General features: G+C 46.7%; 19 protein-coding genes. All 19 read right to left on the bottom strand.

Features of this window, described 5'->3' with window-relative positions; all coding sequences use genetic code 11:
• Positions 1 to 6: 6 nt before the first annotated feature.
• The 19 genes from G9G57_RS02455 to upp all read right to left on the bottom strand — a co-directional run bounded on the left by G9G57_RS02455 (position 7) and on the right by upp (position 17,033).
• Positions 7 to 891, bottom strand: a complete 885-nt coding sequence (locus G9G57_RS02455; protein WP_019688815.1) for a flagellar hook-basal body protein — start codon at positions 889 to 891, stop codon at positions 7 to 9.
• 123 nt (positions 892 to 1,014) lie between these two features.
• The gene (gene mreB / locus G9G57_RS02450; RefSeq protein WP_016324820.1) at positions 1,015 to 2,013 is read right to left on the bottom strand and encodes a rod shape-determining protein; all 999 of its coding nucleotides are present in this window, start codon (positions 2,011 to 2,013) and stop codon (positions 1,015 to 1,017) included.
• A 171-nt stretch (positions 2,014 to 2,184) separates the two neighbouring features.
• Positions 2,185 to 2,472 (bottom strand): sporulation transcriptional regulator SpoIIID, encoded by a 288-nt coding sequence (spoIIID, locus tag G9G57_RS02445; RefSeq protein ID WP_013373425.1) that lies wholly within the window; start codon positions 2,470 to 2,472, stop codon positions 2,185 to 2,187.
• 200 nt (positions 2,473 to 2,672) lie between these two features.
• A complete protein-coding gene (locus tag G9G57_RS02440; RefSeq protein WP_113051040.1) occupies positions 2,673 to 3,413 on the bottom strand; it encodes a M23 family metallopeptidase in 741 nt (246 codons plus the stop codon).
• 70 nt (positions 3,414 to 3,483) lie between these two features.
• The gene (gene spoIID, locus G9G57_RS02435; RefSeq protein ID WP_113051041.1) at positions 3,484 to 4,923 is read right to left on the bottom strand and encodes a stage II sporulation protein D; all 1,440 of its coding nucleotides are present in this window, start codon (positions 4,921 to 4,923) and stop codon (positions 3,484 to 3,486) included.
• A gap of 215 nt (positions 4,924 to 5,138) precedes the next feature.
• Positions 5,139 to 6,494: a UDP-N-acetylglucosamine 1-carboxyvinyltransferase gene (murA, locus tag G9G57_RS02430; RefSeq protein WP_017427134.1), complete on the bottom strand. Its 1,356-nt coding sequence runs from the start codon at positions 6,492 to 6,494 to the stop codon at positions 5,139 to 5,141.
• A 325-nt stretch (positions 6,495 to 6,819) separates the two neighbouring features.
• Positions 6,820 to 7,071, bottom strand: coding sequence for a DUF1146 family protein (locus tag G9G57_RS02425; RefSeq protein ID WP_016822891.1), 252 nt, complete (start codon positions 7,069 to 7,071; stop codon positions 6,820 to 6,822).
• A gap of 345 nt (positions 7,072 to 7,416) precedes the next feature.
• Complete coding sequence (locus G9G57_RS02415; RefSeq protein WP_016822889.1) at positions 7,417 to 7,830, bottom strand: F0F1 ATP synthase subunit epsilon; 414 nt, start codon at positions 7,828 to 7,830, stop codon at positions 7,417 to 7,419.
• A 70-nt stretch (positions 7,831 to 7,900) separates the two neighbouring features.
• A complete protein-coding gene (atpD, locus tag G9G57_RS02410; protein WP_016822888.1) occupies positions 7,901 to 9,301 on the bottom strand; it encodes a F0F1 ATP synthase subunit beta in 1,401 nt (466 codons plus the stop codon).
• A 121-nt stretch (positions 9,302 to 9,422) separates the two neighbouring features.
• A complete protein-coding gene (gene atpG / locus G9G57_RS02405; protein ID WP_025366011.1) occupies positions 9,423 to 10,289 on the bottom strand; it encodes an ATP synthase F1 subunit gamma in 867 nt (288 codons plus the stop codon).
• 175 nt (positions 10,290 to 10,464) lie between these two features.
• A complete protein-coding gene (gene atpA, locus G9G57_RS02400) occupies positions 10,465 to 11,979 on the bottom strand; it encodes a F0F1 ATP synthase subunit alpha (RefSeq protein ID WP_016822886.1) in 1,515 nt (504 codons plus the stop codon).
• Positions 11,980 to 11,998: 19 nt separating this feature from the next.
• Positions 11,999 to 12,544 (bottom strand): F0F1 ATP synthase subunit delta, encoded by a 546-nt coding sequence (locus G9G57_RS02395; protein WP_016822885.1) that lies wholly within the window; start codon positions 12,542 to 12,544, stop codon positions 11,999 to 12,001.
• Complete coding sequence (gene atpF / locus G9G57_RS02390) at positions 12,541 to 13,029, bottom strand: F0F1 ATP synthase subunit B (protein ID WP_013373436.1); 489 nt, start codon at positions 13,027 to 13,029, stop codon at positions 12,541 to 12,543. Before atpF ends, G9G57_RS02395 begins: the two co-directional genes overlap by 4 nt.
• A 109-nt stretch (positions 13,030 to 13,138) precedes the next feature.
• The gene (atpE, locus tag G9G57_RS02385; protein WP_007432750.1) at positions 13,139 to 13,363 is read right to left on the bottom strand and encodes a F0F1 ATP synthase subunit C; all 225 of its coding nucleotides are present in this window, start codon (positions 13,361 to 13,363) and stop codon (positions 13,139 to 13,141) included.
• 105 nt (positions 13,364 to 13,468) lie between these two features.
• Positions 13,469 to 14,293 carry a F0F1 ATP synthase subunit A gene (gene atpB / locus G9G57_RS02380; protein ID WP_016822883.1) on the bottom strand — a complete coding sequence of 275 codons (825 nt, stop codon included), beginning with the start codon at positions 14,291 to 14,293 and terminating at the stop codon, positions 13,469 to 13,471.
• Positions 14,294 to 14,322: 29 nt separating this feature from the next.
• Positions 14,323 to 14,703 carry an ATP synthase subunit I gene (locus tag G9G57_RS02375; RefSeq protein ID WP_013312329.1) on the bottom strand — a complete coding sequence of 127 codons (381 nt, stop codon included), beginning with the start codon at positions 14,701 to 14,703 and terminating at the stop codon, positions 14,323 to 14,325.
• The gene (locus G9G57_RS02370) at positions 14,696 to 14,959 is read right to left on the bottom strand and encodes an AtpZ/AtpI family protein (protein ID WP_019688817.1); all 264 of its coding nucleotides are present in this window, start codon (positions 14,957 to 14,959) and stop codon (positions 14,696 to 14,698) included. Before G9G57_RS02370 ends, G9G57_RS02375 begins: the two co-directional genes overlap by 8 nt.
• A 167-nt stretch (positions 14,960 to 15,126) precedes the next feature.
• Positions 15,127 to 16,293: a non-hydrolyzing UDP-N-acetylglucosamine 2-epimerase gene (gene wecB, locus G9G57_RS02365; RefSeq protein WP_019688818.1), complete on the bottom strand. Its 1,167-nt coding sequence runs from the start codon at positions 16,291 to 16,293 to the stop codon at positions 15,127 to 15,129.
• Between the two features lie 110 nt (positions 16,294 to 16,403).
• A complete protein-coding gene (gene upp, locus G9G57_RS02360) occupies positions 16,404 to 17,033 on the bottom strand; it encodes a uracil phosphoribosyltransferase (RefSeq protein WP_013312332.1) in 630 nt (209 codons plus the stop codon).
• Positions 17,034 to 17,240: the final 207 nt, after the last annotated feature.

Genomic DNA, 17,240 nt, shown 5'->3' with positions numbered 1-17,240 from the left:
CCCCTGTTATACACGGCCTACTTCGTTAACGGCCTTGTCCAAGCTTTTATCATAAAATTGAATAACCTTCTGATTTGCTTCATACGCTCTTAACGCAGCCATCATATCCACCATCGACTGAGCAGCATCTACATTAGATACTTCCAGATAGCCCTGGCGAACAGATACAGTATCGTTAGCGGTCATCATTCTAGCCGTAGCACCATCCGTATCATTCAGACGGAAATTACCGTTGCCCTCACGAACGAGCTGGTATGGCCGATCAATAACACTAATTCCAAGCGTCGTTCCGAGCAACTGGTTAGATTGGCTGTCCACCAATTGACCCCGTTCATTTACTTTAAGCGCTGAGACAGGCCCCGTCAATTGAATTGGGTTTCCATTCGTATCCAACACTGCTGAACCAGTCGACGAAAGCAATGCTCCCGTTCCATTTACTTGAAAATGTCCATCACGTGTATAGCGGACATTACCATTATTGTCCCGTACCGTAAAAAACGCTTCTGGACGATAGGTGACTTCACCGTTAGCATTGATGAATTTCCCCGCCTGATCAAAAGCCATAGGTCGACCAGTAGCCGGGTCGTTCACATTAATATTGGACTGTAACGCAAAATCCGTAGTTTGTCCACTATCCTTCAACGCTCCCTGAATGTAAGGAGAGAGGCTTTCCTCAGCAAAAACGCCAGTATTGAGCTTGCCGACCGTACGGTCCGGGTTATCAGGGTTTCCCCCCGTCATGGAAATAAGCATTTCGGGGAATGAGCGTTGAACGCTATTCTCCTGTTTATATCCCGTGGTATTCATATTAGCAATATTTTGCGTCACAGTGTCATGACGTCGTTGTTGTGTCATCATTCCGGCAGCCGCAGTATATAAACCTCTCAACATGTATCGTGCACCCCAATCCTATACTCTGCTCATCAATTATATGCTCGCATGGAGGCACTAAAGCCAAAATGCTAGGCAACCTGCCTGACCGCACACGAGTCTCTTATAGTCACTATCGGCAGATTAGAACTTTTTCTTAACCACATGATCCAAATTATCCAGCATAATTCCTGTACCTTTAACGACACAATGCATCGGATCTTCAGCAACCAGCACTGGAACACGCAATTCTTCAGCAAGCAGCTCGTCCAAACCGCTAAGCAACGCACCACCGCCAGTCAAAATGACACCACGGTCAATAATATCGGCTGATAGCTCCGGTGGCGTCTGCTCCAGTACAAACTTAGCTGCAGCTACAATCGCTGACACGGGATCTCTCAGCGCGTCCTGCACTTCTTCCGCGGAAATACTTAACGTTTTGGGCAATCCGGATACCATATCCCGTCCACGGATGTCCATCTCAGCACGTCGTCCGCTCGGATGCACGGTTCCGATAGCAATCTTGATATCCTCAGCCGTACGTTCCCCGATGAGAAGCTTGTACTTCGTTTTCACATATTTCATGATGGCTGTATCAAATTTGTCCCCTGCCATTTTAATAGAAGAAGCTGTTACAACATCTCCCATAGAGAGGACTGCAACGTCTGTTGTTCCGCCACCAATATCTACGACCATGTTGCCGCTAGGCTCAAAGATATCCATTCCGGCCCCGATGGCAGCCGCTTTTGGCTCTTCCTCCAAAAATACTTCTTTCGCCCCGCTACGCTCCGCCGCTTCACGAATCGCTTTTTGCTCCACTGAGGTAATGTTCGTCGGCGCACAAATCAAAATACGAGGGTGGCTGTACCAGCTTTTTCCCCCTACCCGATTAATAAAATATTTCAACATCGCTTCTGTTACTTCAAAATCGGCGATGACACCATCACGCAATGGACGGATGGCTATGATATTACCAGGAGTACGTCCTACCATACGGCGCGCTTCTTCTCCGACAGCCAGAACTCTTTTTGTATCGCTTTCTATCGCAACAACGGAAGGTTCGTCAAGAACAACCCCCTTACCTTTGACGTGGATAAGCACGTTGGCCGTACCGAGGTCGATACCGATATCATTACTGAACATATTAAAAAGGCCCCCAAAGTGATATTTTAAAAAGCTAAGATTCGACAAGAAGCGGCAAATATATGTATAAACCTACGGTTACATGTCATTTTTCGTCTTGTACCATCTTTTAACATATCATACTTCAGGGGGTTGATTCAATGGCTTTGCCAGCCAATTCACTATATATTTTTAGGACTTGCCAGAAACAAGAATTCCCCTTCTTTTCCCACTCGTTTTTTTGTATTTAATTTTCGTCGCTTCACCCCCCCGCAGATGGCGGATGGATTTATGGTATTCGAGAATGTGCTTCACCTGATCGGCAAGATCCGGGTTAATTTCAGGCAGCCGTTCGGTCAGATCTTTATGCACCGTGCTCTTGGAGACACCAAATTCCTTGGCAATCGTACGGACCGTATTCCTTGTTTCCACGATACAGCGACCGATTTTGATGGTCCGTTCCTTGATGTAATCGTGCACGCTCCCGCCTCCCTACTGTGGATAGTTTGGTACATTATATGAGGAGCGTGCCTATATATTCGCGGTTTGGTGGTAAGACATGCTTCGGAAGGCCTATTTATTTGGCAAAAGTAGCTTATGTTTACCTTATGCGCTAAAACTACACAAGAAAAAAGCAGGGAATATGAATTCCCCGCTTTGCATGCAAAGCTATGACCCATTTATTTTTTAGGAAGCAGACCTGTTGGATTCACCGGCTTGTCATCCTGGTACACTTCAAAATGCAGATGTGTTTTCAAATCCTTTTCGAGCTCATTGCGACCTGCTGAAGCAATCACATCATTTTGTTTCACTTGATCGCCTTCTTTTACTTTCAGATCGCTCAAGCTTTGGTACACTGTTTTGAGATTATTATCATGCGTGATTTCTACGACGTTACCTACCAGCGGATGTTGTTCCACACGGGATACTTTCCCACTCAGTGCAGCTCTCACTTCAAACGCCTGATCGTCGGACCGAGAAAGGTCAATCCCGGTGTTAGCGGTAAATGTTTTATCGTACTCTACCATAGCTGCCGCTTGCTCATCAGCCGTCGCGTTTTCGTCAAAGAAAGGCTTAACGACCTGCACTGCGCTAGCATCTGCCACCGGCCATGCTATATTTTCCGACTGAGCAACAACCTCCACACTTTCTGGTTGTTGTTCGTTAACATCGGTACTCACTGCGCTTGTGCTTTGTACCGATGGACTAGCTGGGTCAGGTTTGAAAGACTTATGGCTAGCATCCTGATAGACCCACACTAAGGTTAGTATAATGGCTGCTGCGGCAATGTAGGCTGCCGGGTATGCCCACCTTTTGGACAACAGCTTTTTCCACGAAGACGGCCGTGAAGCACTTCCACCCTGAAAGGTTTTGGGTGTATCTTCATGATTTTGGTTCTGGTTTTTATTTTGTTCACTCATTTGCTCATCACCTCAGTAACCAGTGTTACCGGGCGCAACTCTTTTATACTTCAAAGTTACGAAAAATTTACTAACTTAGAATACGAGAGGCATTCGCAAAAGAAATGCCAGTATAATAGTGAAGAAGAATCTGAGTGGCCGTATGTCCTTCCTTGGCCATTCCATTGGCTCCCCACTGACTCATACCGACGCCATGGCCATAACCGTAGGTCGTTATAGCAATCCGATCCCCTTCGGTCTTCCACGTAAATTCAGCCGATCGTAGCCCTAGTTTGTTACGAATCTCCGGTCCCGTAAAGACCGAACCTCCCACCTCAATCTTTTTGATGCGATGCCCTTCTGTTTTGGAGAGTATACGAATCTCTGGCATACTCCCCCCTCCAGTAGAAGCAGTGACCGCAGCACGACTCAATCCTAATCTATCGAACACGCTCTGACGACTCAGTGTAACGGTTTCTGTAAAACGAGGAGCCCACTGCTTGTCCCATGGACTGGACACACTTCGTAAATAGGGCACGGCCTTCGCCCATACATCCTCTGAATTTTCGGTATAGCCGTTGCTGGTAGAAAAAAAAGAAGCTGTAATGGGTTTGCCATCATATACCATGATTGTATCCTTGGTGTCGCGTACAGCCTGACGAATTTTAGTCAGATCTGCGGATTTACCAGAATGCTCCCATTCTCTAGTAAGTTTAGCTTTGGAGATGTAAGCCTGGTGTTTAACGGTATCTGTCACATCTGCGCCCGCCGGGGCACCACTGGTATCATCAGCCAACAAACGCCGGGTAATGAAGGTACGCGCGGCAATGGCCTGTGCCTTCAATGCCTCTTCCTCAAAGCTGGGCGGCATTTCAGCTGCTACTACGCCGACAATGTATTGCTCCAAAGGCAGTGTCTCCGTCCGGCCAGTAGACGTGACGTACACCCGCACGTCCGGCTCTGCCGCAGCCGGCACGCTGCGCGCTGGAGCAGCCGGTACGGCTGGCATCGGCGGGACACCCGGCAGGCGCGTAACGGGCGCCTCGCTCTTTGCCGCCGTATTAGGCTGCGCGGGTGCGGCTGTGCGGCTCCCAGACGGCAAAGGCTGCACTGCCTGTCGAGGCCATGCCATTAGTGCGGGCACAGCCATGGCAAGCACCAGCACCCCTGCCATGGCGGCAAAGGGCAGCCATGGGCGGCGGCTCCCCCAACGTGGGGCTCGACCGGCTACAGGCCGCAGATGCGGCTGCGCTCCCTGTATCCTGCTTGCGTCGCCTGTGTTACTGGTCGCTGTTTCAGCATCAGGAAGCATCGCACCGACAGTGTGTATAGTGGAAGTCAACGCTGTGTTACGCCGATGGGTCTTAGCGATAGGCGGCAATGCGCCTGTTGTGCCTGGTTGCTGTTGCATAAGTTTATTTTTCTGCAACGAAGTTGCTATAGAGCCAGAGCTTTCCTTCGCAAGTGAGGCCTGGCGATGTTCCTTAGGATGATGTATTGGTATACGGATGCGAACCTGTGAATCTTTCATAAGCTGAAACCTCCATCAAAGGGTTAAGTGTCCGGCTAAAGTACACATATACTCCAGCAGATATTCTCAATCATATGAGGTCGTCCACTTTGATAGAACCGTTTTGAGAGAACTGAAAGAATGAAAAAGACAGGCAGCAAAAACACAAAAAAACCAAGTCCTTTCGGACTTGGTTCTAATGGTTCAAGTTAATACTTATGCCAATACGTTAAAGGTTAGGCGAGGGAAGGTTGAATCTTCTTGAACAGATTCCCTGACGTTTCTTCTGCCACAACGCGCTCTGTGCTGGCCGAATGATCCAGTTTGGATTCATCTACAGTCACTCTGTAAATATCCGCTCCCAATCCAGTCAGTTTCTCAGCCAAATGAACGTAACCACGATCGATGTGATGAACGCCAGATACCTCCGTTGTACCTTCCGCAATAAGTCCAGTCAGAATTAACGCAGCACCTGCACGCAAATCTGTCGAGGTTACTTTCGCACCCGTCAGCTTAGCATTGCCAGTTACAATCGCCGAACGACCTTCGACCTTAATTTCCGCATTCATGAGATGAAATTCATCCACATGCATGAAACGATTTTCAAACACAGTTTCCGTAATGATGCTCGTTCCTTCAGCGGCAAGTTGAAGTGCCATCATTTGAGACTGCATATCGGTCGGAAACCCAGGATAAGGCAGCGTTTTAACATCAACGGCCTTTAGCGGCTTATCCGCAATGACACGAATACCATTTTCATCGGGTTGAATCGTTACACCCATTTCTTCCATCTTGGATATAACCGGTCCCAAATGATCGGATATCGCGCCTTCTACATATACGTTCCCGCCTGTGATCGCAGCAGCAACCATATAAGTACCTGCTTCTACCCGGTCGGGAATGACCGTATGTTTTACACCATGCAGCTTCTCGACGCCTTCTATACGAATTACGCCTGTGCCTGCACCGCGTACTTTGGCTCCCATGCCATTCAGGAAGTTGGCGAGATCAACGATCTCAGGTTCCTTAGCAGCATTCTCAATGGTAGTTACGCCCTCAGCAAGAGTAGCGGCCATCATAATATTCTCGGTTGCTCCTACGCTGGCTACATCCAAATAAACTTTAGCTCCGCGCAGGCGACCGTTACTTTTAGCTTCAATAAAGCCCTGGCCCAAGCTTATCTCGGCGCCCAACGCTTCGAACCCCTTCAAATGCTGATCAATAGGTCTTGTTCCAATTGCGCATCCGCCTGGAAGCGAGATTCTTGTACGTCCCAAACGTGTAAGCAATGGCCCCATAACCAAAAATGATGCGCGCATTTTCCTAACCCACTCGTAAGGGGCTTCACAGGAAATTATCTTCCGCGCGTCAACACGAATGACCTCGTCTTGGTATGTAACGCCTGCTCCTAAGGACTCCAGCACTTTGTTAATGGTCATCACATCGTCTAGAGGAGGTGCATCCATAATAACACTTTCTCCTTCTTCTCCTAACAGAGAAGCGGCGATGATCGGCAGAACTGAGTTTTTGGCTCCGCTGACTTTGACACTCCCGGTCAATCTGTTGCCACCGCGGACGATAAATTTGCTCATCTATGGTTCCCTCCGCGCGTCATTTCTCTTTTCCATTTTTGAAAAAAAGAACATATTCCGCTATTTTCATGCCTTGCTTTTTCATTACATAAAAAAACAAGATTTTACTAATACCCTAACTGCCATCATACCACTGATTAAAACAAGTATACAAGCGTTTTTTTGTACTTGACGACCATTGCGTTCTAACTGATTGAGCCAGTTATACATGTATGGTTCTTTTGTTTACCATTGTTAACAATATGGCACGATGTTATTCGACAATTCCTGCAACATCCACAGTCATAAAATCATATAACCCGCCTACTTCATGTTAAAACAAATTCTAGAGCATCTGGCTCCAAGAGATGTAGTTCAACAAGAAACCAGAAACCAACTGTCCCAAAATTATAGCAAGAAACAAGTGCAGCAATCTGCCCTGCGGTCCTTTGGGTTGCCGGATTAACAAATCCAGCTTTAAGCTTTGCAAAGCCCACCAAGCTAACGCTATACAGACGAGCGATACGATCATGGAGATCAGCGCGGTCATACTCGCCGATTGACTTAACTGTTCAGCCAACTGCTGCTTCCCGTTCATCCGTAATTCCTCCCATCTGCGTCACAGACTTCTTTATAATACTCGGCGAGCGCCTAATATGCCAGTGCTATTTCTGTTTCCAGTACATTTATTTCGACAAAATGTGAATAATCACTTCTGTTTCGCGAATTTAAAAGGTACTAAATACCTAGCCATCAAACAAGAAATAGGACTATATTTTTGGAAAAGACAGCTAAAAAAGGGCTCGATCACAGTGATCGAAGGAAGCAAAGGCGTCACTTACCTTCTGCAGGCATTCTTGGGCAGAAGTTATGAAGTGGTCTCTTTGTCATTCCATCCGTATACTATGCCGAACCCTTTTAAAATTCCACTCAAAATCCAATATTAATTCTTATTGGTTCTGATACTTGTAGCATTCAATCGGTTAAGCGCCCGTTGCAGAGCGACTTCTGCCCGATGATGATCTATCTGTTCCTGCTTGCTCTGGAGCCGCAGTTCTGCCCGCTCCCTTGCCGCACGGGCACGCTCCACATCAATATCTTCGGAACGTTCCGCACTCTCAGCCAAAATGACCACTTTATCTTTGCGGACTTCAACAAAGCCCCCATTGACCGCGATCACTTCAGTTTGACCACCGATTTTAATACGTATCGGTGCAATCTTCAAGGGAGTGACCAAGGGAAGGTGTCCTGGTAAAATCCCAAGATCGCCTTCCGAGCCGCGAACACTGATGCTGTTTACCTGTTCCGTATAGACCAGGCGCTCCGGCGTCACAATCTCTAGTAAATACGTGCTCACTTGAATCCCTCCTGGAAGCTGTCCACAGACAGCTCACTTCGTAAGGCTCGGCTATTCTCTGCCTGTATGTTTACAACGTTTTAGCTTTTTCAACTGCTTCTTCGATGGCTCCTACAAAAAGGAAGGCCGCTTCTGGAAGGTGGTCATACTTGCCCTCCAAAATTTCTTTGAAGCTTCGTACAGTTTCTTTAACCGGCACATATTTACCCGGGAAGCCGTTAAATGCTTCGGCAACATGGAAAGGTTGTGAAAGGAAACGCTGGATTTTACGGGCACGTGCTACCAGCATTTTATCTTCTTCACTCAACTCGTCCATACCCAGGATCGCAATAATATCCTGAAGCTCATTGTAGCGGGCCAAAATTTGTTTTACCCCTTGCGCTACATTATAATGCTCTTCACCCACAACGTCTGGAGCCAAAATACGGGAGCTTGATGCGAGTGGATCAACCGCTGGGTAAATACCCATTTCGGAAATTTTACGTTCCAGGTTCGTTGTAGCATCCAAATGGGCAAACGTAGTAGCAGGAGCCGGGTCAGTGTAGTCATCCGCAGGCACGTAGATTGCCTGAATGGAAGTAACCGAACCTTTTTTAGTAGAAGTAATCCGTTCTTGCAATTGACCCATCTCAGTTGCCAGCGTAGGCTGGTAACCTACTGCGGAAGGCATACGTCCCAACAGGGCAGAAACCTCAGAACCTGCTTGGGTAAAGCGGAAAATGTTATCAATAAAGAGCAACACGTCACGGCCTTCTTGATCACGGAAATACTCAGCCATCGTCAGACCTGTGAGGGCAACACGCAAACGCGCACCCGGAGGCTCGTTCATTTGTCCAAACACCATCGCTGTTTTGTTGATAACGCCGGAATCTCTCATTTCATGGTACAAGTCATTTCCTTCACGTGTACGTTCACCTACACCTGCGAATACAGAAATACCACCATGCTCCTGAGCGATATTGTTAATCAATTCTTGAATGGTTACTGTTTTACCTACACCAGCACCACCAAACAATCCGACTTTACCACCTTTGGCATAAGGAGCCAGCAAGTCGATAACCTTAATACCAGTTTCGAGCATCTCTGCTTGAGTTGTCAATTCTTCGAAAGAAGGCGCTTGACGGTGAATCGGATTTCTAGCCGTTTCACTCATATCAGCACCATTATCAATTGGCGTTCCAAGCACGTTAAATACACGTCCAAGAGTAGCTTCGCCGACAGGTACCGAGATAGGCGCTCCCAGATCTATTGCTTCAGCTCCACGAACCAAACCATCTGTGGAAGACATGGCAATACAACGCACACGGTTGTCACCTAGATGTTTTGAAGCTTCGAGCGTCAGATCAATTTTGACTCCGCTCTCCAGCACAGTCCCAATATGAATGGCATTCAGAATTTCCGGAAGCTGCCCACGTTCAAACTCAACGTCGACAACCGGACCCATGATGCTCACTACGCGTCCTTTGTTCATCTTTTGGTTTCCCTCCTACAAGCTTGCACAGCCGCAAATCCGAACCATTCTGATTTGTTTTGCGCCCGCAATTTATCATAATAGTGTAGACCCTGTTATAAAACAGTCACAAGAAGTCGCATTAAGACTGAGCGTTAGCCCCTGCGACAATTTCCGTAATTTCCTGGGTAATAGCCGCTTGACGAGCACGGTTATAGGTTAAGGAAAGCTCTCCAATCAACTTGGTAGCATTCTTCGTAGCTGATCCCATTGCCGTCATCTTCGCTCCCAGCTCACTTGCTTTACCATCCAGCAAAGCCCCGTAAATGAGCGTTTCTGCGTAACGCGGCAGCAATACTTCAAGCACACCTTCTGGTGAAGGTTCATACTCATAGTTAATTGAGGATGAAGTCGTAGCAGAATCCGGTGTTGCCATAGGTAACAAACGATCAACTGTTGGAATTTGAGTCAATGCGTTGACAAAGCGGTTATAGCATAGATAAAGCTCATCAAATTCTTTAAGTTCAAAGCCTTGTACTGCCTTGCTAGCAATCGTTTTGATATCTGCAAATGCAGGTGTATCTGACAGATCTGTTACCGATTCAGCGATAGGAAATTCACGACGTCTGAAATAATCCCGTCCTTTTCGCCCAATGATGAAAATCATAAATTCATCCTGTGAACGGTGACGTTCAGCAATCGTCTGCGTAACCTGTCGCAAAATATTGGCGTTATAACCACCAGCCAGACCACGATCAGATGTAATGATGAGATAAGCCGTCTTTTTAACTGGACGCGTCTCTAGCATTGGATGCTTGATGTTATTCGCTCCAGAAGCAATGCTACTCACAACTTCTTTAAGCTTTTCCGAGTAAGGACGAGCCGATTCCGCTTTTTCCTGAGCTTTTCTCAGCTTGGATGCAGCGACCATTTCCATTGCTTTCGTGATCTGCTTCGTACTCTGCACACTTTTAATCTGACGTTTAATCTCGCGCATACCTTTTGCCATGATTTCACCACCTTCAAGCTTTGACAAAGCCAAAGCTAACTTCGTAAGATTCAAATCCAGCCGGACATATGTTAAAGGGCCTGTTAGTGAGGGTAAAACATGCCAAGGAAGCCACAACCCAGAGGGTACGCTTCCTTAGGACATCTTTCATCATAAACAGGCAAATTCCAATGTATTAAACCGACGTGGCGAATGATTTTTTGAATTTCTCTATAGCTGCCTTCAAAGCTGCTTCATTATCAGCAACCAAGTCTTTCGTGTCGCGGATAGATTGAAGCACATCCTGATGATCGGACTCCATGAAAGACAGGAAGTCTTTTTCAAAACGTTTTACATCCGCTACAGGAATATCATCGAGGAAGCCTTTTACAGCAGTATACAAGCTCACTACTTGTTGCTCTACAGCAAGCGGTTGGTTAACACCTTGTTTCAAAATTTCCATCATGCGTGCACCGCGATCGAGACGGGCTTTGGTGGATTTATCCAAGTCGGACCCGAATTGGGAGAACGCTTGAAGCTCACGATATTGAGCGAGATCCAGACGCAGGGAACCTGCAACCTTTTTCATCGCTTTAATCTGAGCGGAGCCACCTACACGAGATACGGAAATACCTACGTTGATCGCCGGACGTTGCCCTGCATAGAACAAGTCAGCTTCCAGGAAGATCTGTCCATCCGTGATGGAAATAACGTTAGTTGGAATATACGCAGAAACGTCGGAAGCCTGTGTCTCGATGAACGGCAATGCGGTAAGTGATCCGCCACCGAGCTCATCATTCAGCTTCGCTGCACGTTCCAGCAAGCGAGAGTGCAGGTAGAAAACGTCACCCGGATATGCTTCACGACCCGGTGGACGACGCAGCAACAGGGAAAGTTCCCGGTAAGCAGACGCTTGTTTAGTCAAGTCATCATAAACAACGAGGACGTGCTCGCCTTTGTACATAAAGTACTCACCCATGGCACAGCCAGAGTAAGGAGCAATGTACAGCAATGGTGATGGTTCGGAAGCAGATGCCGTAACGACAATCGTGTATTCCAGCGCACCATGACGACGCAATGTTTCAACAACTTGAGCAACCGTGGATTGTTTTTGACCAATAGCAACATAAATACATTTCATGCCGTTGCCTTTTTGGTTCAAAATAGCATCGATTGCGATAGAAGTTTTACCTGTTTGACGGTCACCGATAATCAGCTCACGTTGACCACGACCAATCGGAACCATCGCATCAATAGCTTTAATCCCTGTCTGCATAGGCTCATGTACCGATTTACGGGCCATAACGCCTGGAGCCTGACTTTCAACCGGACGGAATTCTGTTGTAGCAATCGGTCCTTTACCGTCTACCGGTTGTCCCAGCGGGTTAACTACACGTCCGATCATTGCTTCGCCTACAGGGACTTGCATGATCTGACCTGTACGTTTTACTTGACCACCTTCGCGAATGTCGGAGAATTGACCCAAAATAACAACACCGACATTGCTCTCTTCCACATTGAGCGCCAAGCCCAATACGCCAGTGTCGAATTCGACCAATTCACCGGCCATAACTTTTTCCAGTCCGTAGACGCGGGCAATACCGTCGCCGACTTCAACAACAGTGCCGACTTCAACGACCTCGATATCATTTTTATATTGTTCAATCTGACTTTTAATCAATGAACTGATTTCCTCAGGTTTGATACTCAAGTGTGTTCACCCCTATCTTCTATACTCGTCTGTTAAAGGATTTCTCGAGACGATCCAGCTTGCCGGCCAGACTGCCGTCGTACAGTGTATCGCCGATAACCACTTTCAATCCGCCCAGCAGACTCGGGTCCACTATATTTTCCACACGGATTGTTTTATGTTCACGGGTTCCGAATTCCTCGGCTACCGCTGTTTTTTCCTGATCACTTAAAGCATAAGTCGAATACACCTTAGCATGGGCAATCCCCAGCTTGTATTCCTGAATATCGAGATATCCGGCCAGGAGAGATTCGAACAAATCTGCTCTACTGCGCTGAATCAGCAGCTTAATCGTGTTAATCAGCGACGCAGACAACTTGCCTTCAAAATTGCTAGCCAGAACCTGAAGCTTGACTGCTTCCGTAATGTTAGGAGAATTAATGAATTTACGGATTTCAGCATCCCCCGATACAGCTTCTACAAAAGCACGTAGCTCCTGTTCGGTTTCCATAATGGTTTGCTCCTGCTCTGCTACTTCATACAAAGCTTTCGCATACCGTTTGGCAACTACCGTATCTCGGCTCATGCTTTGCCTCCTACCTCTTTAAGGTATTGGTCGACAAGCTCTCCCTGGACTTGATCTTCCTTAATTTCCTTTTGAATCAGTTTGGAAGCAATTTGTACCGAAGCTTTACCCACTTCGCTGCGCAATTCGGCAACTGCCTTATTACGCTCGCTTGTGATTTCACGAACAGCTTCGTCTTTCAGGCGGACAGCTTCGTCTTTGGCCTGAATAATAATTTGTTCCGCTTGCTTGTTACCTGTTTGTTTTGACTGCTCTATAATATCGTAGGCTTCCTTACGCGCCTGCTGGAGAGCCTGCTTTTGCTCCTCAACATAAGCAACAGCCTGTTCACGTGTTTGTGCCGCCTCATTCATTTGCTGTAACACGAGTTGACGCCGCTTTTCCATAACGGAAAAGAGAGGGCCAAATGCATAGCGCGTCAGTAACCAGTACAAGATCAAAAATGCAATGATAGTGAAAACGATACTTGTCCAATTTAAACTCAATTGAAGTCACTCCTTTCCGGTGAACGTCGGTTCTGGGTCTTTCATGTTCAAACGAACAAAGAAGGCGCGGATGGCTGTGCCTTCCCCGCCAAACCTTGCTTCCATTCAATTAAGCACCTGCGTAGAAAATGAATGCCAGAACGACCCCGATGATTGGCAGGGCTTCGACCAGACCTACACCGATAAACATTACCGTTTGCAATGTTGCTTTAGCTTCAGGCTGACGAGCAATACCTTCAACTGTTTTACTTACGATCAGACCGTTACCAATACCTGCGCCCAAAGCGCCCAAACCTACTGCGATTGCAGCTGCGATATATGCCCAAACTCCCATTTTAAAAAATCCTCCTTAGTGATGTGTATTTGTGTTTTACATGTATTTGCAGTTAAGCGCGAAGCGTACTCCTGAACTTAACTAAAAACCGGAAAACGTGCTTGTCTAATGCTCTTCTTCATGCGTGTCAATGGACTGCGAAATATATACAAACGTTAGAATCGTAAAGACGAACGCTTGGATACTGCCGACAAAAATACTGAATCCCTGCCAGACTACGAGTCCCAATACGGAAGCAACCATACCTCCCACACCAAGTGCTGTCATTTTCAGCAGAACACTAATCAAAACTTCGCCGGCAAAAATATTACCGAATAGACGCATACCGTGTGTCAATAGTTTTGAGAACTGCTCAATCAAGTTAATTGGCAAAAAGAACGGAAATGGCTGAACGTAATGCTTGAAGTAAGCTTTGGTATTACGGAAGATCCCCAGGAAATGAACCAGGACAAAGATCATCAATGCCAGTCCAATGGATACCCCTGCATCTGCGGTAGGTGATTTCCACCAGCTGATACCTACATGGGCAGCTTCGCCCGGGTGAGACGCCTGTGCTTGTTCTAATGCTTCTTTGACTGGAATGATTTCATGTCCAAATACTTGGGCACTTTGCACATTATCGAATTCAGTCACAATGCCGAACGGTAAACCCAGCATATTGCCCACGAAAATGAACATGATCAGCGTCATCCCCAAGGAGAGGAATGGCTTCCCTTTTTTCAAATCCATCGTGCTGGAAATCAGTCCTTGAACGAATTCTACGACCCATTCCATAAAATTTTGCAACTTGCTCGGATTGTCCACAGACAAATTGCGCGTTGCAGCAAATGCCAGTCCAAATACAATCGCGCAGGTCACAACCAGCATAATAATGACGGACAAGTCAATGTTAAACCCGCCCAATTGGATAATCGGTGATTCATGCAACATGTTTTCTCACCCCTTTCTCAGTTGAGCTATCATTTTTCCTGAAGCGCGAATATGATGCCTATAATTAACAGAAGGAATTGTCCGGTCACCAAGCTTGCCATTACAGCGATCTCATGGAAATAGGCCGGGAATTCTATAGCCAGCACCACTGCCAAAATTGAGGTCCCTAATCGAACGCCAAAGCCAATACCAAACACTCTCTTCTTTCTTTCACCGGCGGCCGCACTCGCAACCTGTCGAATTTTGTAGGCCATATACAGCACATTTAGACAGCTTACTCCCGTTCCCAGAATGATTCCGTGAGCAATGTCACGATGTTGGGGCATGAAGGCGGAGACCAGGAAACACAGAGCCATAATACCAAGCGCCACGATCCATAACATTTTTTGCATACGGGTCATCTCATTCATGGTTATCCCTCAATACCTTTCCGATCACAAGGGCAATACTTAATGCGCCTACAACCAAGCCTGCGAGAACGCTTACGCCAATCCAAATTCCGGAGCCACCAAGTTTGGTATCAAGCCATTTTCCGGCATAGAAACCACCCAGTGTGCATATCGTCAAATCAATGCCGATCGCGCTCACCATTCCTATAGCCTTAAAGGCATTTCCGGTGTTGTTTCGGTTGTTGTTTTGCTTGGAAGGTTTGACCACTTTTCTCATGTCACCCCTGCAATTCCAGTCCATTTTACTTAAATATAAGATGCTTTGTCAATTGAGATATTTTAGCGCCCTAAAGTATAAAAATCAGTCGACAAAGCATCTAAAAATGCTGTATCCCTTGGTAACCGTACAGTTTAACTGTATGCTTACCTTGTAAAGATTAATTATTACGAACGGACGCCTTTTGTGAACATTGTGTGAAATTCTTCAGGACGTTCTGTTTGAACACCATAATGGTGCAAAATCGCATTGACAATTCTTACAGATGCCTGTCCATCACCGTAAGGATTCGCTGCCTGACTCATAGACTCATACAACGCGGAATCTGTCAAAAGAGCCTTGGTCCGATTGTACACGTTCTCTTCACTTGTACCCACCAGTTCCAAGGTACCCGCTTCAATCCCTTCCGGTCTTTCGGTCGTATCACGCAGCACCAGGACAGGTACTCCGAACGAAGGCGCTTCTTCCTGAAGACCACCGGAATCGGTAAGAATCAGATGCGTGTGTGGATAAAAATTGTGCAGGTCCACTACATCCAGCGGATCAATCAGCTTAATACGCGGATGGTTGCCCAAAATTTCAAATGCAGGTTCCTTCACAGCCGGACTCGGATGAACCGGGTAAACAATTGCAATATCCTCAAACTCATCTGCGATCCGCTTAACCGCAGTAAAAATCTGACGATGCGGTTCCCCTTGGGATTCCCGGCGATGTGCTGTCATGAGAATCAGGCGTTTGCCCTGAGCCCAGTCCAGTACCGGATGCTCGTAGTCCTGGCGAACTGTATACTGAAACACGTCAGTTACTGTATTGCCTGTTACATATATTCGCGATTCAGGTTTATTTTCCTTCCGCAAATTTCCAGCAGATAAAGAAGTAGGCGAAAAATGCAGATCGGACAGCACACCTGTGAGCTGACGATTCATTTCTTCAGGATATGGAGAAAGCTTGTTCCATGTCCGCAAACCTGCTTCCACATGCCCTACTTCAATTTGCTGCATAAAGGCTGCATAGCTAGCCAAGAAAGTCGTCAGCGTATCGCCGTGAACCAACACGATATCAGGCTTGGCTTCACGCAATACGGGTTCCAGACCTTGAAGTACACGTATGGAGATTTCATTGAGTGTCTGGCGATCCTTCATTACATCCAGATCATAGTCAGGGTGGATATTAAAAACTTCCAGAACCTGATCAAGCATCTGGCGATGTTGAGCTGTTACGCATACTACGGACTCGATATGCTCCGGATGGCGCTGAAGCTCCAAAATGAGAGGAGCCATCTTAATCGCTTCCGGACGCACACCGAAAATGGTCATTACTTTAATTTTAGACATTTTCCGTTGAACCCCTTTTCATAATAAACGTCTGCTTCCCAGATCTTCCGTGATTCAGATAGATGATCTGTCTTAGCGTCCATAGATTGTGCCGAACCGCTAAAAGCAGTCTACTTAGTCCCGTACAAGCGGTCTCCCGCATCCCCAAGACCCGGAATGATGTAACCATGATCATCCAAACGCTCGTCCAGTGCAGCGACATAAATGTCTACATCAGGATGCGCATCCTGCACAGCTTTCACTCCTTCAGGAGCGGCAATCAGATTCATCATTTTAATTTGAGTACAGCCTCTTTTTTTCAACACATCAATCGCTGCGATCGCCGACCCGCCTGTTGCAAGCATCGGATCAATTACGATCAATTCACGTTCAGTTACATCCGTAGGCAGCTTCGTATAATATTCTACGGGTTGCAATGTCTCAGGATCACGGAACAACCCCACATGTCCTACTTTTGCAGCAGGCAAAAGCTTTACGACACCATCCAGCATACCCAGGCCTGCACGCAAAATCGGGATAAGGCCCAACATACGACCAGAAATCACTTTACCTTCAGTTTCAGCAACTGGAGTCTGTACCGTAATGCTCTCCAGCGGAATATCTCTTGTAATTTCATAAGCCATCAAAGTTGCTACTTCATCAACCAGTTCACGGAAATCTTTCGTGTTGGTCCGTACATCGCGGATAAATGTAAGTTTGTGTTGGATCAAAGGGTGATCGCAAACCACCAGTTTTGCCATAATATATTCCCTCCGGTATTATCGTCACGTTCTTCCGCACCAGCATATCGAACATCCTGATTCGAAAGGATCTATGTAACCTATTTGTACAAACCAAATAAGCACAGATGCAATGCGTGCCTGTAAATCCTGTTTATTATAACATTCCCTTGATTGATTTAACACCTGCCACTGCAACCTTTTGTCAAGGGAAAGATATGACAGGCA

The sequence above is a fragment of the Paenibacillus sp. EKM211P genome, assembly GCF_011066175.1.
GTDB classification, from domain to species: Bacteria; Bacillota; Bacilli; order Paenibacillales; family Paenibacillaceae; genus Paenibacillus; species Paenibacillus polymyxa.
This window is presented reverse-complemented; position numbering and strand designations above follow the sequence as displayed.

What these genes read in the sequence shown, in the direction of transcription:
- atpE (WP_007432750.1), bottom strand. Translation starts at nt 13,363, where the DNA reads ATGGGAGTTTGGGCATATATCGCAGCTGCAATCGCAGTAGGTTTGGGC.
- G9G57_RS02425 (WP_016822891.1), bottom strand. Translation starts at nt 7,071, where the DNA reads ATGAACGGGAAGCAGCAGTTGGCTGAACAGTTAAGTCAATCGGCGAGT.
- atpG (WP_025366011.1), bottom strand. Translation starts at nt 10,289, where the DNA reads ATGGCAAAAGGTATGCGCGAGATTAAACGTCAGATTAAAAGTGTGCAG.
- G9G57_RS02375 (WP_013312329.1), bottom strand. Translation starts at nt 14,703, where the DNA reads ATGAATGAGATGACCCGTATGCAAAAAATGTTATGGATCGTGGCGCTT.
- murA (WP_017427134.1), bottom strand. Translation starts at nt 6,494, where the DNA reads ATGAGCAAATTTATCGTCCGCGGTGGCAACAGATTGACCGGGAGTGTC.
- G9G57_RS02395 (WP_016822885.1), bottom strand. Translation starts at nt 12,544, where the DNA reads ATGAGCCGAGATACGGTAGTTGCCAAACGGTATGCGAAAGCTTTGTAT.
- atpD (WP_016822888.1), bottom strand. Translation starts at nt 9,301, where the DNA reads ATGAACAAAGGACGCGTAGTGAGCATCATGGGTCCGGTTGTCGACGTT.
- spoIID (WP_113051041.1), bottom strand. Translation starts at nt 4,923, where the DNA reads ATGAAAGATTCACAGGTTCGCATCCGTATACCAATACATCATCCTAAG.
- wecB (WP_019688818.1), bottom strand. Translation starts at nt 16,293, where the DNA reads ATGTCTAAAATTAAAGTAATGACCATTTTCGGTGTGCGTCCGGAAGCG.
- G9G57_RS02370 (WP_019688817.1), bottom strand. Translation starts at nt 14,959, where the DNA reads ATGAGAAAAGTGGTCAAACCTTCCAAGCAAAACAACAACCGAAACAAC.
- mreB (WP_016324820.1), bottom strand. Translation starts at nt 2,013, where the DNA reads ATGTTCAGTAATGATATCGGTATCGACCTCGGTACGGCCAACGTGCTT.
- atpB (WP_016822883.1), bottom strand. Translation starts at nt 14,293, where the DNA reads ATGTTGCATGAATCACCGATTATCCAATTGGGCGGGTTTAACATTGAC.
- upp (WP_013312332.1), bottom strand. Translation starts at nt 17,033, where the DNA reads ATGGCAAAACTGGTGGTTTGCGATCACCCTTTGATCCAACACAAACTT.
- G9G57_RS02440 (WP_113051040.1), bottom strand. Translation starts at nt 3,413, where the DNA reads ATGAGTGAACAAAATAAAAACCAGAACCAAAATCATGAAGATACACCC.
- G9G57_RS02455 (WP_019688815.1), bottom strand. Translation starts at nt 891, where the DNA reads ATGTTGAGAGGTTTATATACTGCGGCTGCCGGAATGATGACACAACAA.